Origin of the sequence: Aliirhizobium wenxiniae, assembly GCF_014201355.1 — a bacterium.
In the GTDB taxonomy this organism is placed as follows: domain Bacteria; phylum Pseudomonadota; class Alphaproteobacteria; order Rhizobiales; family Rhizobiaceae; genus Neorhizobium; species Neorhizobium wenxiniae.
Map to the genome: position 1 here is coordinate 1,410,394 of NZ_JACHEG010000002.1, position 26,874 is coordinate 1,437,267.

The following is a 26,874-nucleotide window of genomic DNA, read 5'->3' on the forward strand; positions in this document are numbered from 1 at the left end:
CGATGGCAACTCCCCTCGTCGTCTCGGAAGTCTTCAAGAGCTTCACCATGCATCTGCGCGATGGCATCAAGCTGCCGGTCGTCAACGATGTGAACTTTTCGGTCGCCGCCGGCGAATGCGTCGTGCTCGGCGGCCCGTCGGGCATCGGCAAAAGCTCGATCCTGAAAATGCTCTATGGCAATTATGCCGTTGATGCCGGCCAGATCCTTGTCGACCATAAGGATCGCATCGTCGATATCGCCAGTGCCGATCCACGCACGATCATCGACGTGCGCCGCCACACGATGGGTTATGTCAGCCAGTTCCTGCGCACCGTGCCGCGCGTTGCCGCGATCGATGTCGTTGCCGAACCGCTTGTCGTGCGCGGCGTAGAGGCAACTATTGCAAAAGAGAATGCGGCCGAGCTTCTTTCGAGGCTCAACCTGCCGCGCGAATTGTGGTCGCTGCCGCCATCTACCTTCTCCGGCGGCGAGCAACAGCGCGTCAACATTGCCCGCGGCTTCATTACCAGCCATCGCGTTCTGCTTCTCGATGAACCGACCGCCTCACTCGACGCCACCAATCGCCGCGTTGTGGTCGATATGATCGCCGCGAAGAAGGAAGAGGGCGTCGCCATGCTCGGCATCTTCCATGACGAGGAAGTGCGCGAGGCAGTCGCAGACCGCATTCTTGACGTGAGTGCCTTTTCTCCACGAAAGGCCATTGCGGCATGAGCAGGAAACTGACCGAGGCGCCAAATATCCACGAAACGGCAAGCGTGACGAACGCAACGCTCGGACGTTACACGGAAGTGGCCGAACGCTGCCGCCTCGATGAAGTGGAATTCGGCGACTATTCCTATATCGAGCGCGACGGCTCGATCTGGTGCGCCACGATCGGCAAGTTCGTCAACATTGCCGCCGCAGTGCGTATCAACGCCACCAACCATCCCATGCAGCGCGCAACGCTTCATCACTTCACCTATCGCGCCGCCTATTATTGGGATGACGCGGATATGGAACAGGAGTTCTTCGACTGGCGTCGGGAACACCGGATCACAATCGGTCATGACGTCTGGATCGGCCACGGCGCCACTCTGCTGCCGGGCGTGAACGTCGGAAATGGCGCGGTGATCGGCGCCGGCGCTGTCGTCTCCAAGGATGTCGCGCCTTACACCATCGTCGGTGGTGTGCCGGCCAAACTGATCCGTGAGCGCTTTACCAAGCAAATCGGAGAAGAAATGGACCGGCTCGCCTGGTGGGATTGGGATCATAAGAAGTTACGCAGCGCACTCGAAGACTTCCGGGCGCTTTCGGCTGAGGATTTTCTTGCGCGCTATGCGTTGTAACGAAAGCGTTACAAGACCGTCACGCTTGTAATCAAACTGACATCGAATCGACATTCAGACTTCATCAACCAAGTCTAATCCGATCCCCACCAGGGGATTGGACAGGCATTAGAACATGAAGTTTGAACTGAGGAATATCACTCGACGTTTCGGCGATCGTATCGCGGTCAATGCCGTCAATGTAGAGATTCCCCAGGGCCAGATGGTCGGCATTATCGGCCGGTCGGGCGCCGGCAAGTCCACCCTTCTGCGGATGATCAACCGCCTGCAGGAGCCGAGCTCCGGCTCGATCCATTTCGGTGATGCCGAAGTATCGTCGCTGAAAGGCGCTGCCTTGCGCAACTGGCAGCGTGATTGCGCGATGATCTTCCAGCAGTTCAATCTCGTGCCGCGTCTCGACGTGCTGACCAATGTCATGCTCGGCCGGTTGAACCACCGTTCGACGGTCATGAGTCTTCTCAACATCTTTTCCGACGACGAGCGACTGGCAGCCATTGCTGCTCTCGAACGCCTAGGCATCGAACAGACCGCGATGCAGCGCGCCGGCACGCTTTCCGGCGGCCAGCAGCAGCGTGTCGCGATTGCCCGTGCACTGATGCAGTCGCCGAAGATGCTTCTCGCAGACGAGCCGATCGCTTCGCTCGACCCGCTCAACGCCAAGATCGTGATGGACGCGCTGCGCGACATCAACGAGCGCGAAGGCATCACCGTCATCACCAACCTGCACACACTCGATACGGCCCGTAGCTATTGCGAGCGGATCATCGGCATGGCCCATGGCAGCGTTGTCTTCGACGGCACACCGTCAGAACTCACAGCGACTGCGGTGCAGGAAATCTACGGCTCCGACAAGGACGGTGCCGGCATCGACGAAACGATGACCTCGACCAGCATCAACATTCCCGCAGCCCAGGCTGGCCGGGAACAGCAATCGGGCGGGATCGGCTCGCTGGCAAGCGCCAGCGCCTGATACCCGCACCCAGATCGACAGCCCGCGTAAAGGGCACACCATTCATTCATGACCCAACTCCGGATGATCCGGAAACAGGAGATCACCATGCTGAAGAAAGTTCTTCTTGCTGCCGTCGCGATGAGCGTCGTTGCAGGCTCCGCAATGGCACAGGACGTCAAGGTTCTGCGCATCGGTCTCGACGGCTCGGAAAACGAAGCCGACCAGATCCGCAACACCCAGTGTGTCGCCGATGGCCTGAAGGCCTTCACCGGCGTTCCGGAAGTCCAGATTTTCCCGTCGCCTGACTATAACGGCGTCATCCAGGGCCTGCTCGGCGGCACGATCGACATCGCTTCGATGGGCGCCTCCTCCTACGCCGCTATCGCGCTGAAGGACCCTAAGGCTGTCGACCCGATCCTGACCTACACCCAGTCGGACGGCTCCAGCGGTTACTACTCCATCATGGTTGCCCGCAAGGACAGCGGCATCAAGACGCTGGCCGACGCCAAGGGCAAGAAGATCGGCTTCGCCGACCCGGATAGCACGTCTGGTTACCTCGTCCCGAACGTTGCCCTGCCGAAGGAAATCGGCGCACCGGTCAAGGAATACTTCTCTGAAAGCGGCTTCGGCGGCGGTCACGAGAACCTCGTTCTCGCCGTTCTCGACAAGAAGTTCGACGTCGGCACGACCTTCGGTTCGGGCGTTGGCAAGTGGGAAGACGGTTATACCGGCGGCAACCTGCACCAGATGGTCAACAAGGGCATCCTCGACATGGACGACGTCGTTGAAGTCTGGAAGTCGCCGCTGATCCCGAACGGCCCGCTGATGGTGAACAACAAGCTGCCGCAGGAAATGCGCGACAAGGTCGAAGCTTTCTTCATGGAACTTCCGAAGAAGGACCACGATTGCTTCAAGGCCTACACGCAGGGCGACAACAAGGAATACATCAAGGTCGATCAGTCCTTCTACCAGACGATCATCGACGCTCGTAAGTCCGTTATCGGCGGCTGATTTTCCTCACCCCCCATCCAGGCGGCGGCGCTCCAAAAGCGCCGCCGTTTCTACAAGCGAGAGCGCGGATCATGGCGACCATCAGCGAAAGCAACAATAGCGGCCCCAGAGGCGAGCTAGGCCCGGCAGCATCCATGGTGATGCAGCATTACCGGCAGCAGCTGCGGACACGCCGCATCTATACCGCGATCTCGATTGTCGTTTTTCTCATCGTGCTGTTCTACTCGCTGCAATTCGCCAATGATGCGAATGCCGGCAAGTTCTTCGAGCGTCTGCCCTATTTCTTCGATTTCATCCGCAGCTTCGTGCCGGATAGCCCGATGGAAATCTTCCGGGCGATGTTCGACCTGCCGTCGCCCTATGCGGACGGTTCGCTCAAATACAATTACACGGCCGACCGCCACTACATTACCGACACGCTTTACATCCCGAACTTCATCTACCAGCTGGTGATCACCATCAACATCGCACTGGTTTCGACCATTATCGGTGCGGCGCTCGCCTTCCTGCTCTGCTTTTTCGCATCGACCAATCTGGTTGGCGCCGGCGCGACCCGCTTTGTCGTGCGCCGCATCATGGAAGTGATGCGCGCCTTTCCGGAGATCGTCATCGCCGGCCTTCTGACCGCGATCCTTTCGATCGGCCCGATTGCGGCGATCATCGCGATCACCGTCCATACGATCGGCGCGCTCGGAAAGCTGTTCTTCGAGGTGGTGGAAAATTCCGACATGAAACCGGATGAAGGCCTGCGGGCCGCCGGTGCCTCCTGGGTCGAGCGCGTGCGTTTCGCCATCGTTCCCCAGGTCCTGCCGAATTTCGTCTCCTACACGCTGCTGCGCGCAGAGATCAATGTGCGCGCCTCGACGATCATCGGGGCCGTCGGCGGCGGCGGTATCGGTGAAGTCTTTCGTCTGGCAATCGGCCGCGATCATGCCGCCAAAACCTATGCGATCATCATCCTGCTGCTCGTCAGCATCATCATCATCGACCAGTTTTCCGCCTGGCTTCGTCGCCGGCTGATCGGCCACCAGTCCTTCGAATTCGGCAGGGGAGCAGCCTGATGATCTCTTCGGTTCCCTCGATCAATGCATCCGACCGCGAGCGCCTGCGCGCCGCACATCCGGAAGTGTTTCACCGCTCCTTCCTGAAGCGTTACGGTCTGCTTGTCGGCTCTGGCATCGTGACCCTGTACCTCGTGGTCTGCTTCTTCGCCTTCAATGTCGGCCCGGCCTTCATGAACGGCCAGTGGGATCGTGCGTCGCTCTATATCCAGGACTGGTATTCCTGGCGTGCACAGCCACGCCTGCGCTTCGAGGATAACGGAACGGTTCGGGCGCAATGGTCTAGCCGCGGCCAATATGCCCAGGGCGCGGAGATCTTCTGGCTGAAGCCGACCGCGACCGGTGGCTATACCGTGACCTATGGCAGCGATGACGACCGTCTCGAAGTGAACCCGAGCCGTGTCGACGTTTATGTCAACGGCACGGCCTATCCCGTGACGATCACCGAGGATGCGGCAACGGCACCGGCTAATGCCCCTTCCGCAATTCAGCAGGACGGCAACAAGGTCCTCGTGCATTACGGCTTTGAAGGCCAGGCCGAAATCCGCACCTCTCAGGTTTATATCCAGCGCCGCTTCCTCGGCTGGGCGAATTTCCTGTTCGACACGAAATCCGATTTCTGGGGCAAGAGCTGGAGCCAGCTGATCAGTCTCGCAACGGTCGGCGAACGGCTCGATCCGGCGCGTTCGAACATTTCCCACATGGTCGACGATTTCCTCGGCAACAATGTCTGGCAGCATGCCGACATCCTATGGAAGCTGATGCAGACTCTGGTCATGGCCTTTGTCGGCACGCTGCTCGGCACGATCTTCGCCTTCCCGCTCGCCTTCATCGCGGCGCGTAACATCACGCTGAACCGCGCTGCCAATTGGGGCATGAAGCGGCTGTTCGACTTCCTGCGCTCGGTCGACATGCTGATCTGGGCACTGTTCTTCACCCGCTCCTTCGGCCCCGGACCAATCCCCGGCATTGCGGCGATCTTCTTCACCGATGCCGGTGCGCTCGGAAAGGTCTATGCGGAAGCGGTGGAGAATGTGGACGACAAGCAGCGCGAGGGCGTGAAGTCCGTCGGAGCATCGCCGGTCATCGTCAACCGCTTCGGCATCGTGCCGCAGGTCCTGCCGGTATTCATCTCGCAATCGCTGTATTTCTGGGAATCGAACACCCGTTCGGCAACCGTCATCGGCGCCGTGGGTGCCGGCGGTATCGGTCTCAAGCTTCTGGAAGCGATGGGCACCAATGCCGACTGGGACAAGGTTGCCTATATGGTGCTGCTCATCCTGTTCGTGGTCTTCCTGTTCGACAACGTGTCGAATGCGATCCGCTCTCGACTGATCGGTGGCCCGACACATTAAAGCACGTCCGCATCATCATTCTGTCATGGAAATCTTTTAGGCGCAGGGTCTGTTTCCCGGCGTGGCGGATGTCTAGACTTCCGCCTTCTATCCTTCCCTGATTCCGGACCGATGCCTTGCGTTACGCTCTCTATTTTTCCCCTGCTGCGGACCATCCGCTGACAAAGATTGCATCCCGCTGGCTCGGCCGTGACGCCTTTACCGGCGAGGCGTTTGCAACGCCCGACGTCGCCGGACTTTCGGTGGAGGAGGTTCACGCGCTTACCGCCGATCCTCGCCGCTACGCCTTTCACGCGACACTCAAGGCTCCGTTCGAACTGGCGGACGGCAAGACGGAAGCGGAATTGATCGAGGCTTTCGAACAGTTTGCGGCGACGACCGAAGCCTTCGAGATCCCGAATCTCATTGTCGGCCAGCTCGGCCGGTTCTTCGCGCTGGTACCGGATCGGGTCTATCCCGAGCTGCAGGACTATGCTGCCCGCATCGTCGAGGACTTCGAACCATTCCGGGCGCCGCTTTCGGATGCCGATATCGCCCGCCGCAAACCGGAAACGCTGTCGCCGCAGCATCGCGACAACCTGATGCGCTGGGGTTATCCGCATGTGATGGACGAGTTCCGCTTTCACATGACGCTGTCCGGCCAGGTTCCGCCCGAACAGGCGCCGGCAATGCGCGCCGCTCTTGAGCCGCGTTTTGCCGAATTCATTAACAGGCCGCTTTCCATTAACGGCATCGCGCTCTTCGTCGAGCCTGCCCGCGGCGCAGATTTTATTGCCCATCGCTGGCTGCCCCTGAAGCCGGCTTCCGAGATCAGAAAGACCGCCTCATGACCGAGACCGTATTCAAGAATGCCCGCATCGTGCTGGAAGACAGTGTTATCTCCGGCTCCGTGCAGATCCGTGACGGCAAGATCGCCGACATTTCCGAAGGCAGCGTTCAGACCGGCGAGGATTTCGAGGGCGACTACCTGATCCCGGGTCTGGTCGAACTTCATACCGACCATCTCGAGACGCATTACTCCCCTCGTCCCGGTGTGCGCTGGAACCCGACCGCTGCAATCCAGGCCCATGACGCGCAGATCGCCTCTTCCGGCATCACTACCGTGTTCGACTGCCTGCGCATGGGTTCGGACGAAGACGGCGGCTTCGAGCATGGCGAAATGCGCGACATGGCCGACGCCATCCAGACAGCCGAACGCGAAGGGCGGCTGCGCTCCGAGCACCTGATCCATCTGCGTTGCGAGGTTTCAGCGGATAACGTTCTGGAGCATTTTGCCGATTTCGAGAATGACAGCCATGTCCGTCTCGTGTCGCTGATGGACCATGCCCCCGGCCAGCGCCAGTTCCAGACCATGGACCAGTACATCTTCTATTATCAGAAGAAGCGCGGCCTGACCGATGAAGCCTTCAAGATCTTCGTCGACAAGCGCGTGGCGGAATCGCAGCGCAACTCGACGCCGCACCGTATCGCGATCGCCAAACATTGCGCAGAACGCGGCATCACCGTTGCAAGCCATGACGACGCAACGCTCGATCATGTCGACGAGGCGATCGAAAACGGCGTCAAGCTTGCTGAGTTCCCGACCAGTTTCGAAGCTGCCGCCGCCTCGCACAAGGCCGGCATGAGCGTGCTGATGGGCGCGCCGAACGTGGTACGCGGCAAGTCGCATTCCGGCAATATCGCCGCCCGCGACCTTGCTGCCGGAGACGTTCTCGATGTGCTGTCATCGGACTACGTGCCTCTCAGCCTGCTTTACGCGCCCTTCATTCTTGCAGACGATGTCGAGGGGATCTCTTTGCCGAAGGCAATCGCCATGGTGACCTCCACCCCGGCCCGCACAGCTGGCCTTGCCGATCGCGGCCGGATCGCGACCGGGCTGCGTGCTGACCTCGTCCGGGTTCACCGCGAGGCAGGCGTGCCGGTATCGCGCGCCGTATGGCGGCAAGGGCGCCGGGTGGCCTAATGGACGGATCATCTGAACCCCGCAGAAAAGCCGGTGAAGGCTGCATGATCGCGGTCGTCGGCCCCAGTGGGGCCGGCAAGGATACGCTGATGGCTTACGCAGCCCGCGCCTTCTCGGATCGCACTGACGTGGTGTTTACCCGTCGCGTGATAACCCGCGACGCCGCTGCCGGCGGCGAAGATCATGATGGCGTCTGCGAAGCCGAGTTCGAAAAACTCAAAGCCGATGGCCGCTTCGCCGTTTCATGGGAAGCTCACGGATTGCATTACGGCATACCCGTCGAGACGAAGAATGCCGTGGCGAACGGCGCGGTCGTTATCGCAAACGGATCGCGCTCCGCGCTCGGCCTGTTCGGGCAAGCCTATCCGAACCTCGTCGTCATCAACGTAACAGCACGCCCGGAAGTGCTAGCACTGCGACTTGAAGCGCGCGGGCGAGAAAGCAGAGAAGACATTCTGCGCCGGCTGAACCGGAGCTCGCTTGGTGTGATCGGCGACTATAAGGTGATCACGATCGACAATAGCGGTGAAATAGAAATTTCGGGCAAAGCGATTGTCGATGCCGTTTCGACTTTATTATCCCAGTCTTTCATTCCCAGAGAAAAATAAAACCTGACACGCTTTAAAGTTCCAATGGCTCCCCTACCTGTTTCATTCGGCATGCCTAATAGAGGTGGAGCCAAATGGAGCTGGGGCGGTGATAGAAACACGAGCAAGGGATGGGGCGGAACCTGACGGTATGGCAAATCCGGATCTCGAGGCACGAATAGTCGTGTTGGAGATCGTCGCCATGACCGCATTGGCGTTGACGCTCGACACCTCCGACAATGGCAACTCCGATCAGGCCCGCGGTATAGCGGCACTAATCCAGGATACCGTGCGACAACGATCGCGCGAAGTCGGCCTAACGAAGTCTGCCCAGGAAACGGCGGACACCTATGCCGAGGAGCTGTTGTCCACGGCACTGACTTCTCTTTACCCGGATAGCGGGTCCGCCTGAGCGGCGTTCCCGATCGTTAATCGAACCGGAGACTGGGCGCGTCAGTGCGCCTCGTCCCAATTTGACGCGGCGCGCGCATCCACCTTGAGCGGCACCTTCATCGAGATGGCAGGCATTGCTGCCTGCTCCATGGTCGAGACGATGATCGGCATGGCCTTTTCGACGTCGGCATCCTCGACTTCGAAAATCAGTTCATCGTGGACCTGAAGCAGCATGCGCACACGTTCGCCAAGCCCGGCTTCAGCCAGTACCGGCTCCATCTTCACCATGGCACGGCGAATGATATCTGCCGCAGAACCCTGAATCGGTGCGTTGATCGCCGCACGTTCATTGAAGGCGCGCATCGAAGGGTTGGACGACTTGATTTCCGGGTAATGGGCGCGGCGGCCGAAGATCGTCTCCACATAGCCATGCTCGCGAGCGAAGGTCTTGGTGCTATCCATGTAGTCACGGATGCCGGGGAAGCGCTCGAAGTATTTCTTGATGTAGTCGCTCGCCTCGGACCGTTCGATCGACAGCTGATTGGCAAGACCGAAGGCGGAAATGCCGTAGATGATGCCGAAATTGATCGCCTTGGCGCGACGGCGCACTTCACTCGGCATGCCTTCTACCGGTACGCCGAACATTTCCGACGCTGTCATGGCATGGATGTCGACGCCGTCCTCGAAGGCCTGGCGAAGCTGCGGAATGTCGGCCACATGGGCGAGCACGCGCAGTTCGATCTGGCTGTAGTCGGCGGACAGAAGCTTGTGTCCCGGCGAAGCAATGAAGGCAGTACGGATCTTGCGGCCTTCTGCAGTCCTTACCGGAATGTTCTGCAGGTTCGGTTCGGAGGACGACAGGCGGCCGGTCGTGGTCGAGGCCAGAGAATAGGAGGTGTGAACCCGCTTGGTCTCGGGATGGACATAACCGGGCAATGCGTCGGTGTAGGTGGACTTCAGCTTGGTCAGCTGGCGCCAGTCGACGATCTTGCGCGGCAGTTCGGCGCCTTCGGCCGCCAGGTCTTCCAGAACCTGCGCAGACGTAGACCATTGGCCGGTCTTGGTCTTGGAACCGCCCGGCAGCCCCATCTTGCCGAACAGGATATCGCCGAGCTGTTTCGGAGAACCGATGGTGAATTTTTCGCCTGCGAGTGCGTAGATCTCGTCTTCGAAGGCCGCTGCCTTCTGCGCCAGTTCGCCGGAAAGACGCGACAGGATCTGCCGGTCGATGGAGATGCCGCGCTCTTCCATACGCGCCAGAACCTCGACCAACGGACGCTCCAGCCGTTCGTAAATACGGGTAAGGCCCATCGCGGCCAGCTGCGGCTTCAGCACCATCCAGAGGCGCAGCGTCACATCGGCATCTTCGGCGGCATAGGTCGTCGCACGGTCGATATCGACGAAATCGAAGGTGACGCCGCTCTTGCCCGAACCGGCCACATCCTTGAAGGCGATCGGCTTATGGTTCAGCCAGCGCTCGGAAAGCGTGTCCATGCCGTGCGTGGTCTTGCCGGCATCCAGCACATAGGACATCAGCATCGTATCGTCATAACCCTTCACGGTGATGCCGTGGCGCTTCATGACGAGGTAATCGAATTTGAGGTTCTGCGCGACCTTGAGGACCGATGGATCTTCGAGCAGCGGCTTCAGGCGATCGAGAGCATCTCGGGTCGATAGCTGGTTTTCGGCCATTCCGCCGCCGAGCAGATCACCAACGCCGGTCTTGTGGGTGAGCGGCACATAGGCGGCGCGAACATCGAGCCCGGACGGATTATCGCTGTTATCGGCAATGGCGAGCGAAAAACCGACCAGTTCGGTCTGCATCGGATCGAGCGAATTGGTCTCGGTATCAAAGCCGACAAGACCGGTTTCACGTGCCGCCTTGATCCAGTCGTCGAGCACCTCGACATCTCGGATCGTCACGTATTTCGTCGTGTCGATCCTGGTATTGGCGAAAGCGGCGATCCGTGCGTCCGCGAGATCCGACGGCGTTGCGCCATCTGTACCCTTGGCGACAGCAGTCTTGGCAGGCGAAGCCGGCGCATCGGCAGCAGCTTCGCCGGTGTCGACCGCGGTGCCGGCGTCGAGATCCGGTCCACGTGCGTCTGCGCCCCATTCCACTTCGATGAGAGCCGGTTCGATGGCATTGGCATCACATTCGCAGGCGGTTGCCACGCGGCGGGTCAGCGTGCCGAATTCCATCGCCTTGAGGAAGGCTACGAGCTTCGGCCCGTCCTGTGGCTCAAGGAACAACGCGTCGAGATCGAGCTCAAGCGGCACATCGGTCCGCAGCTCCACCAGCTGGCGGGAAAGGCGCGCCATATCGGCATTGGCAATGATGTTTTCGCGGCGCTTGACCTGCTTGATCTCGCCTGCGCGTGCCAGCAGCGTATCGAGATCGCCGAACTCTTCCAGAAGCTGGGCAGCGGTCTTCGGGCCGATGCCGGGAATGCCCGGAACGTTATCAACCGAATCGCCGACCAGCGCCTGAAGGTCGATCATTTTTTCCGGCGGCACGCCCCATTTTTCGACAACCTCCGGAATGCCGATCTGCTTGTCCTTCATGCTATCGTACATGTGGACCATCGGCGTCACGAGCTGCATCAGGTCCTTGTCGGAAGACACGATGGTTACGTCTGCGCCAGTGGCTTCCGCCTGACGGGCGTAAGTCGCGATGATGTCGTCGGCTTCGAAACCCTCGGTCTCTATGCAGGGCAGATTGAAAGCGCGGGTCGCCTGACGGATCAGGCCGAATTGCGGGACCAGTTCTTCCGGTGGCGCCGAGCGGTTTGCCTTGTAGGCATCGTAGAGATCCTTGCGGAAAGTCTTCGACGAATAGTCGAAGATGACCGCGAAATGGGTGGGCGTCACGCCAACGGATGTGTCACGCGCATCGGTGAGAAGCTTCCAGAGCATGTTGCAAAAGCCGGAGACCGCACCGACCGGCAGGCCATCGGTTTTGCGCGTCAATGGCGGCAATGCGTGGAAAGCACGGAAGATAAATCCGGACCCGTCGACTAGGAAGAGGTGATCGCCTTTTTTCATGGGCATGAAATAGCGTGGCACAGGATCGGCGTCCATGAAAACTTCTCGGGAACCAAGCTAGCAGACCTTGGCCTACCTTACCGAATTGTAATCCAGCTTTCCCTTGAAAAGCCGCAATCCGCCCCTCATTTCAGGATTACCGGCGATTGTAACGCCGCAGTCTGGCAGAAGGCCCGTCCCCCGCCTCACCAGACCGGACAAAGGCCTACCCCCCTCTCCGGGTCTTTGTCCTGCTATAAGAAACGCCGCGGCTGTCCCCCTCCCAGCCGTGGCGTTTTTATTTGCGCTACCTCCGGCATCGGCAACCGAATTATCAGTGCCCATCTTGCCAACATCGCGCCTGTGCCCCAATCTCATAAAAGCATTGCCTGATATCGATTATCGTCTGCCAGCCAAGCTGGTTCCCTTGAGAATAGTGGCGGAGGCCATGGGATTCGATCGCTCGCAGTCGGCTACCTATCTGGCCGGTCAGCTCGCCAGGGTGTTTTCACGATCGCTGCAGAAGCGTGCGGCGTCACTGGGCTTTTCTCCCGGGCAGTTCCCCGTCCTGCTTGAGCTTTGGCAGGAGGATGGCCTGACCCAGAAGCAGCTTCTGGACAAGCTTGAAGTGGAGCAGGCAACGCTCGCCAATACGCTTGCCAGAATGGAGCGCGACGAGCTGATTGTGCGCACACCGCATCCAACCGACAAACGCGCCCAGATTATCACCCTGACGGAACTCGGAAGATCGCTGGAAACCAGCGCTGTCGATGCAGCCGCCGAGGCAGACAGCGCACTGTTTTCCGGCTTCCGCTCCTTCGAGCGCGAGCTGATGATGGAATATATGCGGCTCATCATTTGCAATAGCCGCAAGGCATGACGGAAAAGACTGCCCAAACCGAAGTCCGGACAGCCTCTCCCGAAACCCTCAAGGCTGCACGACCATCGCCGAGAAGGGCCAGACATAGGCCTGCAACGTCACCAGCACACCAACAAGGCAGGCAAGCACAATCGAGTGCCAGAAGACGAAGCGCAGGATACTGCCCTCATGCCCGAACCAGCCCGTCGCGGTGGAGGCAACAACGATCGACTGCGCGTCGATCATCTTGCCCATTACCCCACCTGACGAGTTCGCAGCCCCCATTAGAATCGGCGAAAGGCCGAGCTGTTCGGACGTCACCTTCTGAAGGTTGCCGAACAGGATGTTCGATGCCGTGTCGGATCCAGTGAGCGCCACGCCCAACCAGCCGAGCAACGTACCGAAGAACGGATAAAAGACACCGGTCGCGGCAAAGGCGAGGCCGAGTGTGGAATCGATACCCGAGAGCCTTGTCAGCGTGCCGAGCGCCAGCATGGCCGAAATGGTGATCAGCGAATAGGCGCAGAGTTTTATGGTCCGGGCATAGGTCTTCACCATCTGCCCGGGCGTAAAGCCCATGGCGAAGCCGGAAAGAAGTGCTGCGATCAGCATTCCGGTTCCGGTGTAGGATAGCCATGTAAACGAGAAAGTTGCGGCCTCCGGCGTGGGACCGGGAGCGACAGGCGGCATCTTGGCGATCATCTTGTCGAGGCCCGGAACGGGATAGTTCCATACCGCCCATGAATTGACCGCCGACTTGAAGAAACCGGTGCCCCAGATCAAAAGGATCACGCAGACGATCACCCACGGTGTCAGTGCTGCGCGGATCTCGGCCCGCGACGGTCGCACGACCGGTCTTGCTTCCTTCAATGTGCCGTCATCGGAAATATCGTGGCCGCGCAGCTTGGGTGAGGTCCAGACCTCCTTGGGCTGCCAGACCTGCAGGAAGCCGATGAGGCATGCCATGGAGATCAGCGATGCGCCGATATCGACGATCCAGGGATTGATGTAGTTGGAAATCGCAAATTGCGAGATTGCGAAGGATGCGCCGGTCACCAGGATGGCCGGCCAGATCTGCATCATGCCCTTGCGTCCGGCAAAGACCCAGATCAGCCAGAAAGGCACCAGCACCGAGAAGAACGGCAGCTGTCTGCCGACCATGGCGCCGAGCAGATAGGGATCGATGCCGGTGACCTGCGAAAGCCCCTGGATCGGCGTGCCGAGCGCACCATAGGCGACCGGGGCCGTATTGGCGATCAGCGACAGGCCGGATGCGGCGAGCGGCGAAAAGCCGAGGCCGATCAGGATCGCGCCGGTGACCGCCACCGGAGTGCCGAAGCCGGACGCGCCCTCGAAGAAAGCACCGAAGGCGAAGGCGATGAGCAACAATTGTATGCGGCGGTCATCAGTCACGCTGCCGATCGTCTGTTGAAGCTTCTCGAACTGCCCCTTCTCCACCGTCAGCCGGTAGAGAAAGATGACATTGAGGACGATCCAGCCGATCGGGAAAAAGCCGGTAATCGCTCCGAGAATGGTGGCGCGGATCGACATGGCTGCCGGCATGGTGAAGATGAAGATCGCAATCAGATTGGCAATGACGAGCGCGATGATGGCTGCGATATGTGCCTTCACCACATTGGTTGCGATCAGGCCGAGAAGAATGAGAACGGGAATTGCGGCGAGTATGGTGGACAGAACAGCGCTGCCCGTGGGGTCATAAACTTGATTCCACATTGAAGCCCCTCCCAAGGCCGGACGAAACATTGTCCGAATTCGGAGCATATATCTCCACTTTGTCGACAGTCCAGAGTTGTACCCCTTCGACCAAAGTTGCATTGCCTCGCCGATCCTGGCGTCGACAACGGCTTTTGCCATTGTGCCGCCCTCCCCTTGCTTGCTAACAGTTCAAGGCAAGCTGGCCGCCCGGTGTGCGCTGCCGCTCAAAAGACAAGGTGTTTCCATGACCGATATTTCCGCCGTTCTCGATCGCGCCGACCAGAACCTTTCCGACAGCATTGAACGTCTCTTCTCGCTGGTCCGTATCCAGTCGATCTCGACCGACCCTGCCTACAAGGCCGAGTGCCGCAAGGCGGCCGAATGGCTGGTGACCGAGCTGAAGGGCATCGGGTTTGATGCCTCCGTGCGTGATACGGCCGGCCATCCGATGGTCGTTGCACATCACGATGCGGCAACCGCCGATGCGCCGCACGTCCTCTTCTACGGTCACTACGACGTGCAGCCGGTCGATCCGATCGAACTTTGGGAAGACTCGCCGTTTGAGCCGAAGATCAAGGAGCTTTCGCCCGGCCGCAAGGTGCTGACCGGCCGCGGCACCGCCGACGACAAGGGCCAGCTGATGACCTTCGTCGAAGCCTGCCGCGCCTACAAGGAAATCAACGGCTCGCTGCCGATCCGCATCACCATCCTGTTCGAGGGCGAAGAAGAATCCGGTTCGCCATCGCTGAAGCCCTTCCTTGATGCGAACGCCGCCGAGCTTAAGGCCGAATTCGCTCTGGTTTGCGATACCGGCATGTGGGATGGCGATACACCGGCAATTGCAGCCGCATTGCGTGGCCTAGTCGGCGAAGAGATCGTCATCAAGGCTGCCGATCGCGACCTGCATTCCGGTCTGTTCGGCGGAGCTGCCGCCAACCCGATCCATATCCTCACCGACATTCTCGCCGGCCTGCATGACGAGACCGGTCGCGTGACACTGGAAGGCTTTTACGAGGGCGTCGAAGAGACGCCGACCAACATCAAGGAAGGCTGGGAAACGCTCGGCCGTAGCTCCGAGAGCTTTCTTGGCGGCGTCGGCCTTTCGATCCCGTCCGGCGAAAAAGGCCGTTCGGTTCTGGAACTGACCTGGGCGCGCCCGACTGCGGAAGTGAACGGCATTACCGGCGGCTACACCGGCGAAGGCTTCAAGACGGTGATCGCGGCTCAGGCCTCCGCCAAGGTTTCCTTCCGCTTGGTCGGTGACCAGAACCCGGCCAAGATCCGCGAAGCGTTTCGCGCCTATGTGCGCTCGAAAATCCCCGGCGATTGCTCGGTGGAATTCCATGAACATGGCGCATCACCTGCGATCCAGCTTTCCTATGATTCACCGGAACTGACCAAGGCAAAGGCTGCCCTGTCGGAAGAGTGGAAGAACCCGGCCGTCATCATCGGCATGGGCGGCTCGATCCCGATCGTCGGCGATTTCCAGAAGCAGCTCGGCATGGATTCGTTGCTGGTCGGCTTCGGTCTCGTGGACGACCGCATCCATTCGCCAAACGAGAAATATGATCTGAAGTCCTACCACAAGGGCATCCGCTCCTGGGCACGGATCATGACGGCTCTGGCTGCCAAGTAAGCCGAAAATTCTCCCACAAACGCAAAACGCCGGCTCTTCAGCCGGCGTTTTTCAATTCCACGATCGTCTTCGATCAGTTGTCGAAGAATTCCTTCATCCGGGCAAAGAAACCGGTCGATTCCGGGTTGTTCTCCTTGGAGGAGATTTCCTCGAATTCCTGCAGCAGTTCGCGCTGACGCTTGGTCAGCTTCTGCGGCGTTTCGATGCCGATCTGAATGTAGAGGTCGCCTGTCTGCGACGAGCGCAGAACCGGCATGCCCTTGCCCTTCAAACGAAACTGCTTGCCGGCCTGGGTGCCTTCCGGCACCGACACACGCGACTTCGAGCCGTCCAGCGTGCCGACATCGAACGTGCCGCCAAGCGCTGCCGTGGTCATCGAGATCGGCACGGCGCAATAAAGATCGGCTCCGTCGCGCTGGAAGAATTCATGCGGCGTGACCGACAGGAAAATGTAGAGGTCGCCCGCCGGGCCGCCACGGGTGCCGGCTTCGCCCTCGCCCTGAAGGCGGATGCGGGTGCCGTCCTCGATGCCGGCCGGTATGTTGACCGAGAGCGAGCGTTCTTCAGTAACACGGCCCTGGCCGTGGCACTTGGTGCAGGGGTCGGTGATCGTCTGGCCGCGGCCATGACAGGTCGGGCAGGTGCGCTCGACAGAGAAGAAGCCCTGGGAAGCGCGAACGCGGCCGGAACCCTGACAGGTGCCGCAGGTCTTTGGCTGCGTGCCAGGCTTGGCGCCAGAACCGGTGCAGACGTCGCAGGTGATCGAGGTCGGAACCCGGATCTGCGCCGTCTTGCCGGAAAATGCCTCTTCCAGCGAAATTTCCATGTTGTAGCGAAGATCGGCGCCGCGTTCGCGACCGCCGGCGGAACGGCGCGCACGACCGCCGCCCATCATCTCGCCAAAGATGTCTTCGAAAATGTCGGAGAAGCCGCCGGCACCACCGCCGAAACCGCCGCCACCGCCCATGCCGCCCTGTTCGAAGGCTGCATGACCGTAACGATCATAGGCTGCGCGCTTCTGCGGGTCCTTTAGGGTTTCGTAGGCCTCGTTCAGTTCCTTGAACTTCTTTTCGGCCTCCGCGTCACCGGGATTCTTGTCCGGGTGGTATTTCATGGCCATCTTGCGGAAGGCGCTCTTCAGCTCCTTCTCGTCCGCCGATTTGGCGACGCCCAGGATTTCGTAAAAGTCTGCTTTGGCCATTCAGGTATCCGGCTCCGGAAACGTAGTCCGGCTGCACAAGGCAGCCGGAACTTTTAGTCGACTATATTGAGGCTTCCGTCAACGGAGCCTTAGGCCGACTTCTTGTCGTCCTTGATTTCCTCATAGTCGGCATCGACAACACCGTCGTCCTTGCCGCCTTCGGCACCACCTTCAGCCTGCTGGGCCTCGTAGATGGCCTGGCCAAGCTTCATGGAAGCTTCCATGAGGGTCTGCGTCTTTGCCTGGATGTCATCGGCATCCGGCTCGGAAGCTTCGACCGAGGTCTTCAGCGCAGCAATCGCATCTTCGATCGCCTTGCGGTCGGCTTCGGTGACCTTGTCGCCATACTCCTGGAGCGACTTCTCGCTGGAGTGGATCAGGCTTTCGGCCTGGTTCCTGGCTTCAACGCCTGCACGACGCTTCTTGTCGGCTTCGGCATTGGCTTCGGCGTCCTTGACCATCTTCTCGATATCGGCGTCAGAAAGACCACCGGAAGCCTGGATACGGATCTGCTGTTCCTTGCCGGTACCCTTGTCCTTGGCCGAAACCTGGACGATGCCGTTGGCGTCGATGTCGAAGGTGACTTCGATCTGCGGCATGCCGCGCGGTGCCGGCGGCAGGCCGACGAGGTCGAACTGGCCGAGCAGCTTGTTGTCTGCCGCCATTTCGCGCTCACCCTGGGAAACGCGGATCGTCACGGCCTGCTGGTTGTCGTCAGCGGTCGAGAAGGTTTGGCTCTTCTTGGTCGGGATCGTCGTGTTACGGTCGATCAGACGGGTGAAGACGCCGCCGAGGGTCTCGATGCCAAGCGACAGCGGGGTCACGTCGAGAAGCAGAACGTCCTTGACGTCGCCCTGAAGAACGCCGCCCTGGATAGCAGCACCGAGGGCTACGACTTCATCCGGGTTGACGCCCTTGTGCGGCTCCTTGCCGAACAGCTGCTTGACGATTTCCTGCACCTTCGGCATGCGGCTCATGCCGCCGACGAGAACGACTTCGTCGATCTCGGCTGCAGTCACGCCGGCATCCTTCAGTGCTGCCTTGCACGGTGCGACAGTGCGCTGAACCAGATCATCGACCAGGCTTTCGAACTTGGCGCGGGTCAGCTTCAGCGTCAGGTGCTTCGGACCGGAAGCGTCAGCCGTGATGAACGGCAGGTTGATTTCGGTCTGCTGCGAGGACGACAGTTCGATCTTGGCCTTTTCCGCAGCTTCCTTGAGGCGCTGCAGGGCAAGCTTGTCGTTCTTCAGGTCAATGCCCTGATCCTTCTTGAACTCGGCTGCAAGATATTCGACCAGACGCATGTCGAAGTCTTCACCGCCCAGGAAGGTATCGCCATTGGTCGACTTCACTTCGAAGACGCCATCGCCGATTTCCAGAACCGAGATATCGAAGGTGCCGCCACCCAAGTCGTAAACGGCGATCGTCTTGCCGTCCTTCTTGTCCATGCCGTAGGCAAGGGCAGCAGCGGTCGGCTCGTTGATGATACGGAGAACTTCAAGACCGGCGATGCGGCCGGCATCCTTGGTTGCCTGGCGCTGCGCGTCGTTGAAGTATGCCGGAACGGTGATGACGGCCTTTTCGACCTTTTCACCGAGGTAGGATTCAGCGGTTTCCTTCATCTTCTGAAGGATCATCGCGGAAACCTGAGCCGGGGAATAGTTCTTGTCGTGTGCCTTGACCCATGCGTCGCCGTTATCGCCCTTGACGATATCGAACGGAACAAGGCCCTTGTCCTTCTCGACCGTCGGGTCTTCGAAGCGGCGGCCGATCAGGCGCTTGACTGCAAACAGGGTGTTGGTCGGGTTGGTCACCGCCTGGCGCTTGGCCGGCTGGCCGACGAGACGTTCGCCGTCTTCGGTGAATGCGACCATGGAGGGCGTGGTGCGCGCGCCTTCGGCGTTCTCGATAACCTTCGCATCCTTGCCATCCATGATGGCGACGCAGGAGTTGGTGGTACCGAGGTCGATGCCAATTACTTTAGCCATATCTTCTCTCTCCTTTAAGCGAACCGTCGGGACCCCGAAAGGCATTCCACTGACAGTTCCTCGACTGGGATGGTCTTTTGAATTCCTTGGCAGCCAGCGCTACCGTCATGCGGCGTATATAAGGACGGGTTTTTCCGACTGCAAGGCAGGAAATCGCCAGCCTTCCGGCAAAAAGCGCGATTCATCAGCTGACGCATACAAGCATGCCGCCGGAGACATTACTGGCCCATGATGACGTCAAGCAATGTGGTCCTGCGAGCTTGCTGCGGCTGGTAGACATGGCCGCCGTCAGCGCCGACATCTCCGGAAGGCATAGGGCCGCCACCAACGCTTCCGGGCGGCACGGGAGCCTGCGAATCATACGGGCCTTTATACTGGCGATAATCGCGGTAGCCGCCGGCCTGTTCGGCGTCGGTATTGCCGCGATATTGGCGCTGCTGCCGATTATCGTAAACCGTGCCACCATTACCGTTGTTGCAGATGGCGTTATCGCCATAAGCGCAGGGAATGGCGCCCGGAGGCTGCGGTGAAGCCGGCCGATCAATGTTTCGGGCCGGCGGCAGGGCAGCCTCTGCCTGCGGCTGCACCGGCGGCAGCGGGCGCGAGCGAACGATATCCGAGCCGGCAGGTGCCGGTGGCGCCGGCGGAAAACTGTCAGAGCCCGAATATTCCGGTTGCTCCTGAGAGGCTCCAGGCAGGATGCCGGAAATGATGTCGCCGATCGAAGTGGAGGGCGACTGCGGCTGATCGGTTGCGGGCGGCAACTGAGCGCCGTTGCCGAAACCAAACAAGGGCGTCGGCGTATATCCCTTCATCGCTACAGTCATATATTCCTTCCAGGCCTTGGCAGGCAACGTGCCGCCGGTAACCCTCTTCATGTAGCTGCCGTCGTCATTGCCGAACCACACACCAGTCGTCAGAATGCTGGTAAAGCCGACAAAAAGCGCATCTCGGGAATTCTGCGTCGTCCCCGATTTTCCGGCCGCCTGCCAGCCGTCAAGCCGTGCCGCCCTACCGGTACCCTCGCGAATGACACCGGACATCATGCCGTTCATCGTGGCGGCGATGGGTTCGCTCAATACACGCGGTGGATTGCTGTAATCGGCCTCGTACAGAACCTTGCCATCCGGATCGGTGATGCGTTTGACGATGTGCGGCGTCGCCTTGTAGCCGCCGTTCATGAAAGCTGCGTAAGATGACGTCAGCTCCACCAGCGAGACTTCCGAAGTGCCAAGTGCAATCGAGGCATTTGGCTGGATATCGGAATCGACGCCGAGTCGATGCGCCATCGAGACCACTTTTTCCGGACCCACGGCCATGACCAGCTGTGCCGCAACCGTGTTCAGCGAATGTGCCAGGGCATAGGAGAGCGGAACCGGACCTTTATATTCCTTCTCATAGTTTTCCGGCGTCCAGTTACCGATCTTCACCGGCGCGTCGTTTACGATCGTGTCGGGACCGTAACCGGCTTCGAGTGCGGATGCATAAACAAACGGCTTGAATGCCGATCCCGGCTGACGCTTGGCCTTGAAGGCACGATTGAACTGGCTCTGGACATAATCGCGCCCGCCGACAACGGCGCGAATCGCTCCCGTCGCGTCAACCGAAACCAGCGCAGCCTGGGAGGCGTTCAGCTTGCCTCCTTCCTTTTTCAGGACGTCGTTCAGCGATTTGTCGGCCGCTTCTTCAAGCTTGAGGTCGATGGTCGTTTCGACGGTGACATCAACCTTCGGCTCGCCGATCAGGCTTTTCACCTCGTCCACGACCATATCGGCGGCATAATGCTGCGGGCCGGACCAGTAGCTCTTTGCATGGGAAGGCGGCTGCGCCATCGCCTTGTTGAAATCGCTGTCGGTTATGTAGCCTTCTTCGCGCATCGTACCGAGGACGACCTGAGCACGCTCTTCGGCCGCTTTCGGATCGCGGGCAGGAGAGAGCCGTGAAGGTGCCTTCAGAAGGCCGGCGAGCGTCGCCGCCTCACCGAGGTTCACATCGCGGGCGGACTTGTTGAAATAGCGCCTTGATGCCGCCTCGACGCCATAGGCACCAGAGCCGAAGAAAACCCGGTTCAGATACATGGCGAGGATCTGGTCCTTGGTGAACTTGTGCTCCAGCCAGAAAGACAGAAGCACTTCCTGGATTTTTCGCTCGAAAGTGCGATCCGGAGAGAGAAACAGGTTCTTTGCCAGCTGCTGGGTAATCGTCGAGCCACCCTGGATCGGTTGGCCGGTCAGGTTGTTGACGAAGGCACGCGCAAGACCCAACGGGTCGATGCCGAAATGTGAATAGAAACGCCGATCCTCGATCGAAATCACCGCCTGAGGAAGGTAAGGCGACATTTCTTCCAGCGCCAAGGCCTCGCCGCCGGTCGCACCGCGATTGGCAATGACGGAACCGTCGATCGCGGTGATCTTCATGTTCGGCGGACGATCGGGAATCGACCAGCTGCTGGCCGCCGGCATTTGCGCGCCGTAATAAAGTACAAGGCCGCCTATGCCGATTGCACCCCAGATACCGAGAACGACGCACCAGTAGATCAGCCTGCGCAACGGAGCGAATAATCCGCCACCGGCAGAACCACCGCCGCGGCGAGATCCAGGTTTTGCGGACCCCCGTTTTTGGCGACGGGCCGTGTCGACCTTCGCATCAGACTTGGGCGCGCGTTTAAACGCCTTGCGATGACCGACAATGCGATCGTCAGCCTCAAGGCGAAATTCGTCCTGGTCTTCGTCGTGCGATGCTTCGAAGGAAGGTTCGACGCGCTTGTCTGATTTGCCTCTGGCTACCATGCGAGCCGGCGGTCTCCCGTCTTATGCCTGCGAAAAAACAGCAGGCCTTTTGCCATCAGGTTTCCGCTGGACTCTAAATGCGGCGATTTAAGGAGGGGTAAAAGGCAAACAGAACATGAAGAAGATAACTAGATCTTCAGCCAACCGTTCCGAGACGTGGCTCTCTACCTTGAAAACCATGGCTTTCCAGAAAATTCCGGATTTGGTAATATCAGAGGCTACTGAAGTTATGCGTCAGGCAGATAAAGGGAAGAATTCCGGACTGCCGCGTTCAGCGCTCGGGGAGGGAGCCATGAACAAAATCTTCGAGGCCGTCGTTCGGAACGGCGACCAACGAGTGCCAGTAGCACTCGTCAATCTCAAGCAGGCCCTGGAAATGTCCGAGAAACTTGTCTTCGAGTTCAGCCATCCTGAACACGAAGCGGGCAAGACGGATATCTTTGTCGGCCGAGAGGTCTTGCAGAAGCTGATGTGACTGTGTCCCATCGACGTTGTGTGTCGATTACACAAGCCTTACGCGTATTCGTGATTTGGGCAGCTGGACATTACTTGTTATCCTCCTCAGCGCAACAAGCGAAAGGAGAATGGACATGAAGACATTTCTCGTCGTCGCTGCCGTCATCGGCCTTACGTCATCCGCAGCACTCGCGGATTGCGCCGGTCATAAAGTGACGGCTTCCAATGCGGTGGACAAGGAAATCACCACCGCGAGCATTGCTTCCACTCCAGCGCAACAGGAGATGAAGCAGGCGGGGCAACCAAGCGACCCTGCCGCTGAAAGCCCAAAAGCCACTCCATAACCGATGCCCTGCGCCGGGCATTTGTCCGGCGCAGCAAGCCGCAATAAAGCTGGAACCTAGTCAGCCTATCTCCGTTGGGTTTTATGAAATCCACAAAAGGAGGTTGTGATGCCGAACAGAGATCCGATCCCCAATCCGGCGACAGATACGCCACGCGGGCCAACACCAACAGGTGGAGTGCCGGACAGAATCCAGGAAAAGCCACCCCTGACACCTGCGCAAGACAAAGGGGATAACAAGAATCCACAGGATCCCGTTCTCGATCCGGCTCTGTTGCCTACAGGTGACCCAGCTGGCATGGCTTAAATTGGCTTTCGGCCTTTCGGGCGTAGTGCTGCACACGCGCCGCCCGAAACCCGATTACATATCGCGATAGAATTTAGACCGCATTTTTTAACCCCCAAATCGTACCCGCGCTAACTTGTTGTTGCCATTTCATTGACCGGATATCAGATTGCCGCCCGGGTAAGGACATTTCGATGACACAGGCTTGCGATCCACAAGGCTGTGCTCGTGCTTTTGACCTGCCCAGGCAAAGTCGGGAACTGACTTGTCTGCCATTGGGTCCCAACCGCGACGCGAGGGTTTGATGCCGACTCAGTTGATCCGAAATCCGGTGAATCCGGAACAGCTCACCCTGGTACAGCAGGTCTTTGATGCAACATGCGCCGAGCATGGCATCGACAAGGCGAGTGCTGATGGTGAAGCACTCGCCTTGATTCTTGTGAACTCGCTTCAGAAAGGTTCCGCTGAAAAAGAGCAGCTGGAAGCTCTGGCCGGCGCTTTGATACAAACGCGCTGATTGCAGTCCCCCAATTCTTGCGCGGTATTTTGACGGACCAGGGAACCTAATCATCGCGTCGAAAGTTGAACGGTCTCCAGGATCAAGATGATGGAGGCCGGAATGGCAGAGTCAGTCAAAAGCTTTACCCGCGAAAACGCTATCGCTTCATTCGATCATCAGCCGAGCGACAGCGCGATCGCTGAAGAGATTCAGGGCCTGCGTTCCGAGATATCCAGGTTGCGTGCACTTATGTCGGAAAAGACCGGCGAGGTTTACGAGCGGGTTGCAGATCGTGCCAGCAGTGCGGCAAATTACGTCTCTTCGGAAGCCAATTCGGTGGCAGGTACGATCAAAGAGCACCCGGCGGCGACAACCACCCTATTCACCCTTATCGGTGCGGCAGGATTTGCAATCGGTTATGCCGTCGCTTCGGCCTCTGCGGATAGCAAGCAGGCATGGTACCAGCGTTATCTGGGCGACCGCTTCTGATCGCCTTCACAGCGACGGTGCTTCACCAGCCGCAACCACATCCTGGGCGACGTCAATCCAGACGGCGCCCGTCAACTCGGCCATTTGGACGGGGTTGATCCGAACTGCCGAATTGGTAGCACCGGCTGCTGGTACGACTTCGTCGAAGCGCTTGAGGGAGATGTCGCAATACACCGATAGCGGCGAAGCCAATCCGAAGGGGCATACGCCGCCGACCGGGTGGCCGGTGATTTCAATAACCTCTTCGCCACCGAGCATGCGCGGCTTGGCACCGAAGCGGGAACGGAATTTCTTGTTGTCCAGGCGAGCAGTACCAGCCATCACTACAATCATGGTTTCTTCGCCAGCGCGCAAACATATGCTTTTGGCGATCTGATCCGGCTCTACCCCATGTGCGGCAGCAGCCAGAGGAACCGTCGCGGAACTGGCTTCGGTAACGATCACTTTGATGTTGGGCGCGCGCTGGGCGAAAAAGGCTTGGACGGACATAAGACTCATGCCGCAAACATTGCGCATGAATCGCTTCCAGGCAAGCGTATGCAGCCATGCGCGACGCGCAATACTGCGGTGCGTAATCATGGCTGTTTTTTAGGCTCGCCTCCTGTATAGTCAAATCATCGACGGACGCACTCCTCCTCCCAGTGTCCTCGATGGGACCAGCAACACCTCCTCCTCCCGGTTGTTGGTCAGTTTCAGAAACCCGGCGCACCTCCTCCCGCGCCGGGTTTTCTGTATTTAATGCCTTAATCACAGCGATCTAGAGCACGACCTAGCACTTTCAATGCTGGTTTCTAGCCATCAAGCCGTTGATATATATAGACCTTTGCGATTACCCTTAAAGATTGCAGTATCAACCCGATACGTCCCCGCAGCATCGCATCAATCTTGACGAACATTGGGGCAAGCCCTAAGTGCGTATGATCGAAATTTGTCTGATGGCCAGCACCGGGCTACTGCCACGCTTGCGACGTTCTACTCTGCAAAGTTCGAAGTTCAATCTGTTCCTTCCGGTTTTCCGGGAGGGGCTGTCGGTCATTGCAAAGAAAGGCATCGATATGGCGACGGGTACAGTTAAGTGGTTCAATGCGACCAAGGGTTACGGCTTCATTTCTCCTGATGATGGCGGTGCGGACGTTTTCGTTCACATTTCCGCTGTTGAGCGTGCAGGCCTCGGCCAGCTTCAGGACGGCCAGAAGCTCTCCTTCGAGCTGGTAACGGACCGCCGTTCCGGCAAGGTTGCAGCTGACCAGCTGCAGGCTGCCTAATAAAGCTTTGCTCGCGGCGACCCGGTCGCCGCGAGCTTCCAGATCACCGTCACTTATCGGTCCCGGCGACGGTCTTGAAACGACCTGAGCGCCATCCTATTTAAAATCCAACGGCATTTCCGACAAATACTGAGGCGAATACGGGCAACCGTGCCACTTCGAAGCAGGCAGCGGATCCACTTAACGGTCCATTAACCTATTTCAGAGATGATGAGTGCCACAGAGCTGCGCGGTCATAATGATCAGAAATGCAGCCGAGACGGAATGCTTGACCCGTTTGACGTGACCACGGATGTACTGGCACAATGAACGGGATTGGAAAGGTCGGGCTTGCCCCGGCCTTTTTGTTTTTCTACCCCCTGTAGCCCAGCAAATATTCCCGACCATCCTCTCCACTTATGATTCGCCGCCCTAAATCCGTCCTTCGGCTTGCCATGGAAGGAGGATAAAAACGAGAATGGCTGAAGGCAAACATCACTGGCTGCGCAAGGACGACGCCGAATCGACCAAGGCGAGCTTTCCCGAACTGTTTTTCGATCTTGTTTTTGTCTTCGCGCTGATCCAGCTGTCACAGACGCTGGCATCGGATTTTTCCTTCGGGATCGCATTCGATGCCCTGATCTTCATTTTCGCACTCTGGTGGGTGTGGATCCACACGACATGGGTGACCAACCTGCTCGATGCCGAAGTCGTGCCGGTAAGATTGCTTCTATTTTGGCTGATGTTTCTCGGTATCGTACTGGCGATCGCCCTGCCAAAAGCCTTTGATGAGGCGGGGCTGGTTTTCGCACTGGCCTATGCGGCGATGCAGCTCAGCCGCTCGTTGTTCGCGCTGTATGCCTTCAAAGGGACCGACGCCAGCTCGTTCATGACATTCGCGCGCATCACTATGTGGCTACTCGTCTCCAGCGCTTTCTGGGTCGCGGGCGGTCTTGTCAGTCCGGAAAGCCGTGTCGTGTTCTGGATCGCAGCACTGGCAATCGAATATTCGGCACCCCTCGTTCGTTACTGGACGCCGGGGATCGGCGCCTCGCCTGCCGAAACACTTGATGTAAATGGCGAACACCTCGCCGAACGATGCGCCCTTTTTGTCATTATCGCGCTTGGCGAAACGATCATCACCACCGGCAAGACCGCCTCTGACCACGCCGATGAGGGCAGCATCATCTTTCTGGTTCTCGTCCTGGCTTTCCTGACAACCGTTTTGATGTGGTGGATTTATTTCCACGACGGACAGGAACGCGCAGCCGACACGGCGGAAGATACGACCGAGCCGCAAAACACAGCCGACCATCTTTTCACCTACGGGCATCTGCCGATCGTTGCAGGCATTATCCTGACCGCGGTGGGAGAGGATTTCACACTCACGCATCCCCACAACCAGAGTGACCACGCCAATGCGCTGGCGATTCTCGGCGGCCCGCTGCTGTTTCTTGCCGGCACCCTATGGATGAAGGCGGTATCGTCACGCAGCGTGCCGTGGTCGCATTGCGCCGGGATCACAGCCATTCTCGCGGGGTTTATTCTTGTTCCCTACGCAGAAAACTACCTGCTTCAGCTTATGGCCGCCGCCAGTCTTCTTGGCGTAGCGCTATGGGAATATATAGCGCTCAGGCGATTTCGCCGTGCGCCTGCTTAAAGTTTTTCCGCCTTTCCTCGAAATACGAAACCAAT

The 26,874-nt window shown here is 59.0% G+C and carries 25 protein-coding genes; 19 read left to right on the forward strand and 6 right to left on the reverse strand.

Annotated features, from left to right (window positions below; translation table 11 throughout):
* Window positions 1-2: 2 nt before the first annotated feature.
* From phnL to HNQ72_RS14820, 10 genes are all read left to right on the forward strand, one after another.
* The gene (gene phnL / locus HNQ72_RS14775; RefSeq protein ID WP_183992927.1) at window positions 3-713 is read left to right on the forward strand and encodes a phosphonate C-P lyase system protein PhnL; all 711 of its coding nucleotides are present in this window, start codon (window positions 3-5) and stop codon (window positions 711-713) included.
* Complete coding sequence (locus HNQ72_RS14780) at window positions 710-1,327, forward strand: DapH/DapD/GlmU-related protein (protein WP_183992928.1); 618 nt, start codon at window positions 710-712, stop codon at window positions 1,325-1,327. The genes phnL and HNQ72_RS14780 overlap by 4 nt, the downstream gene beginning before the upstream one ends.
* Before the next feature lie 115 nt (window positions 1,328-1,442).
* Window positions 1,443-2,297, forward strand: a complete 855-nt coding sequence (phnC, locus tag HNQ72_RS14785) for a phosphonate ABC transporter ATP-binding protein (protein ID WP_183992929.1) — start codon at window positions 1,443-1,445, stop codon at window positions 2,295-2,297.
* Window positions 2,298-2,384: 87 nt separating this feature from the next.
* Window positions 2,385-3,290: a phosphonate ABC transporter substrate-binding protein gene (gene phnD / locus HNQ72_RS14790; protein WP_183992930.1), complete on the forward strand. Its 906-nt coding sequence runs from the start codon at window positions 2,385-2,387 to the stop codon at window positions 3,288-3,290.
* Between the two features lie 134 nt (window positions 3,291-3,424).
* Window positions 3,425-4,351 carry a phosphonate ABC transporter, permease protein PhnE gene (gene phnE, locus HNQ72_RS14795; protein ID WP_373289439.1) on the forward strand — a complete coding sequence of 309 codons (927 nt, stop codon included), beginning with the start codon at window positions 3,425-3,427 and terminating at the stop codon, window positions 4,349-4,351.
* Window positions 4,351-5,706: a phosphonate ABC transporter, permease protein PhnE gene (gene phnE / locus HNQ72_RS14800; protein WP_210319581.1), complete on the forward strand. Its 1,356-nt coding sequence runs from the start codon at window positions 4,351-4,353 to the stop codon at window positions 5,704-5,706. The genes phnE (HNQ72_RS14795) and phnE (HNQ72_RS14800) overlap by 1 nt, the downstream gene beginning before the upstream one ends.
* A gap of 116 nt (window positions 5,707-5,822) precedes the next feature.
* Window positions 5,823-6,536 carry a DUF1045 domain-containing protein gene (locus HNQ72_RS14805; RefSeq protein WP_183992931.1) on the forward strand — a complete coding sequence of 238 codons (714 nt, stop codon included), beginning with the start codon at window positions 5,823-5,825 and terminating at the stop codon, window positions 6,534-6,536.
* Entirely contained in the window at window positions 6,533-7,669 is a 1,137-nt protein-coding gene (locus HNQ72_RS14810; protein ID WP_183992932.1) for an alpha-D-ribose 1-methylphosphonate 5-triphosphate diphosphatase, read from the forward strand. Before HNQ72_RS14805 ends, HNQ72_RS14810 begins: the two co-directional genes overlap by 4 nt.
* A complete protein-coding gene (phnN, locus tag HNQ72_RS14815) occupies window positions 7,669-8,277 on the forward strand; it encodes a phosphonate metabolism protein/1,5-bisphosphokinase (PRPP-forming) PhnN (RefSeq protein WP_183992933.1) in 609 nt (202 codons plus the stop codon). Before HNQ72_RS14810 ends, phnN begins: the two co-directional genes overlap by 1 nt.
* Window positions 8,278-8,407: 130 nt before the next feature.
* Window positions 8,408-8,668 carry a hypothetical protein gene (locus HNQ72_RS14820; protein ID WP_183992934.1) on the forward strand — a complete coding sequence of 87 codons (261 nt, stop codon included), beginning with the start codon at window positions 8,408-8,410 and terminating at the stop codon, window positions 8,666-8,668.
* A 41-nt stretch (window positions 8,669-8,709) separates the two neighbouring features.
* On the opposite strand, the gene polA is transcribed toward HNQ72_RS14820, so the two are convergent.
* Complete coding sequence (gene polA, locus HNQ72_RS14825; RefSeq protein ID WP_183993155.1) at window positions 8,710-11,694, reverse strand: DNA polymerase I; 2,985 nt, start codon at window positions 11,692-11,694, stop codon at window positions 8,710-8,712.
* 427 nt (window positions 11,695-12,121) lie between these two features.
* Here polA and HNQ72_RS14830 point away from each other — a divergent pair, with 427 nt between their 5' ends.
* Window positions 12,122-12,553 carry a MarR family winged helix-turn-helix transcriptional regulator gene (locus HNQ72_RS14830; RefSeq protein ID WP_183992935.1) on the forward strand — a complete coding sequence of 144 codons (432 nt, stop codon included), beginning with the start codon at window positions 12,122-12,124 and terminating at the stop codon, window positions 12,551-12,553.
* Between the two features lie 48 nt (window positions 12,554-12,601).
* Here HNQ72_RS14830 and HNQ72_RS14835 read toward each other — a convergent pair whose 3' ends face one another.
* A complete protein-coding gene (locus HNQ72_RS14835) occupies window positions 12,602-14,266 on the reverse strand; it encodes an L-lactate permease (protein WP_183992936.1) in 1,665 nt (554 codons plus the stop codon).
* Window positions 14,267-14,492: 226 nt separating this feature from the next.
* Between HNQ72_RS14835 and HNQ72_RS14840 the strand changes: the two genes are divergently transcribed.
* Window positions 14,493-15,884, forward strand: coding sequence for a M20/M25/M40 family metallo-hydrolase (locus tag HNQ72_RS14840; RefSeq protein WP_183992937.1), 1,392 nt, complete (start codon window positions 14,493-14,495; stop codon window positions 15,882-15,884).
* A 73-nt stretch (window positions 15,885-15,957) separates the two neighbouring features.
* Here the strand turns inward: HNQ72_RS14840 and dnaJ are convergent, their stop codons facing one another.
* From dnaJ to HNQ72_RS14855, 3 genes are all read right to left on the reverse strand, one after another.
* On the reverse strand, window positions 15,958-17,085 hold the full coding sequence (gene dnaJ / locus HNQ72_RS14845; RefSeq protein WP_183992938.1) for a molecular chaperone DnaJ: 1,128 nt from the start codon (window positions 17,083-17,085) through the stop codon (window positions 15,958-15,960).
* A gap of 89 nt (window positions 17,086-17,174) precedes the next feature.
* Window positions 17,175-19,073, reverse strand: coding sequence for a molecular chaperone DnaK (gene dnaK, locus HNQ72_RS14850; protein ID WP_148146183.1), 1,899 nt, complete (start codon window positions 19,071-19,073; stop codon window positions 17,175-17,177).
* A gap of 218 nt (window positions 19,074-19,291) precedes the next feature.
* Complete coding sequence (locus tag HNQ72_RS14855) at window positions 19,292-21,862, reverse strand: transglycosylase domain-containing protein (protein WP_183992939.1); 2,571 nt, start codon at window positions 21,860-21,862, stop codon at window positions 19,292-19,294.
* Window positions 21,863-21,977: 115 nt separating this feature from the next.
* Here HNQ72_RS14855 and HNQ72_RS14860 point away from each other — a divergent pair, with 115 nt between their 5' ends.
* The 5 genes from HNQ72_RS14860 to HNQ72_RS14875 all read left to right on the forward strand — a co-directional run bounded on the left by HNQ72_RS14860 (window position 21,978) and on the right by HNQ72_RS14875 (window position 23,935).
* Complete coding sequence (locus tag HNQ72_RS14860; RefSeq protein WP_183992940.1) at window positions 21,978-22,337, forward strand: hypothetical protein; 360 nt, start codon at window positions 21,978-21,980, stop codon at window positions 22,335-22,337.
* Window positions 22,338-22,452: 115 nt separating this feature from the next.
* Window positions 22,453-22,662 carry a hypothetical protein gene (locus tag HNQ72_RS14865; protein ID WP_183992941.1) on the forward strand — a complete coding sequence of 70 codons (210 nt, stop codon included), beginning with the start codon at window positions 22,453-22,455 and terminating at the stop codon, window positions 22,660-22,662.
* 108 nt (window positions 22,663-22,770) lie between these two features.
* Window positions 22,771-22,968 (forward strand): hypothetical protein, encoded by a 198-nt coding sequence (locus HNQ72_RS31250; RefSeq protein ID WP_312408121.1) that lies wholly within the window; start codon window positions 22,771-22,773, stop codon window positions 22,966-22,968.
* A gap of 283 nt (window positions 22,969-23,251) precedes the next feature.
* Window positions 23,252-23,464 (forward strand): hypothetical protein, encoded by a 213-nt coding sequence (locus HNQ72_RS14870; RefSeq protein WP_183992942.1) that lies wholly within the window; start codon window positions 23,252-23,254, stop codon window positions 23,462-23,464.
* A gap of 102 nt (window positions 23,465-23,566) precedes the next feature.
* Window positions 23,567-23,935, forward strand: coding sequence for a hypothetical protein (locus HNQ72_RS14875; RefSeq protein ID WP_183992943.1), 369 nt, complete (start codon window positions 23,567-23,569; stop codon window positions 23,933-23,935).
* Between the two features lie 6 nt (window positions 23,936-23,941).
* Here the strand turns inward: HNQ72_RS14875 and HNQ72_RS14880 are convergent, their stop codons facing one another.
* Window positions 23,942-24,433, reverse strand: coding sequence for a YbaK/EbsC family protein (locus HNQ72_RS14880; protein ID WP_183993156.1), 492 nt, complete (start codon window positions 24,431-24,433; stop codon window positions 23,942-23,944).
* A 557-nt stretch (window positions 24,434-24,990) separates the two neighbouring features.
* On the opposite strand from HNQ72_RS14880, the gene HNQ72_RS14885 reads away from it, so the two are divergent.
* Both HNQ72_RS14885 and HNQ72_RS14890 read left to right on the forward strand, forming a co-directional pair.
* The gene (locus HNQ72_RS14885; protein ID WP_112459391.1) at window positions 24,991-25,200 is read left to right on the forward strand and encodes a cold-shock protein; all 210 of its coding nucleotides are present in this window, start codon (window positions 24,991-24,993) and stop codon (window positions 25,198-25,200) included.
* Between the two features lie 457 nt (window positions 25,201-25,657).
* The gene (locus HNQ72_RS14890) at window positions 25,658-26,839 is read left to right on the forward strand and encodes a low temperature requirement protein A (protein ID WP_183992944.1); all 1,182 of its coding nucleotides are present in this window, start codon (window positions 25,658-25,660) and stop codon (window positions 26,837-26,839) included.
* Window positions 26,840-26,874 lie beyond the last annotated feature (35 nt).